Genomic DNA, 319 nt, shown 5'->3' on the forward strand with positions numbered 1-319 from the left:
TGCCGGGCGCGTAGGCGTCCAGTTGGCGAGCGGCCCCTACTTCCCGCTCTGGGGCAGCGCCGACCCGCAGGACCGCAACGCATTGGCCCTCATCATGGCGGGCATGGGGGCAGTCTATCTGGGCGTGCAACTGTCCCAGTCGGACATGAACCAGGTCGAAGCGACCAACGGCGCATGTGTGCTGGAGGCCGACAACAGCGCCTATGGCGACACGACGCCCGGGAGTGCTGGAGGCCATTGCCTGCTAGGCTGGAGCTATACCGGCTTGGCCGATACAGACACCGTGGGCCTGCTGACGTGGGGCAGCGCCGCCACACGT

At 67.4% G+C, this 319-nt stretch carries 1 pseudogene; it reads left to right on the forward strand.

Annotation, left to right across the window (positions count from 1 at the left end):
* Positions 1-319: pseudogene (locus tag J2D77_RS17130) on the forward strand (hypothetical protein); the annotation flags it as partial.

The sequence above is a fragment of the Acetobacter garciniae genome (assembly GCF_017377735.1).
Lineage (GTDB): Bacteria > Pseudomonadota > Alphaproteobacteria > Acetobacterales > Acetobacteraceae > Acetobacter > Acetobacter garciniae.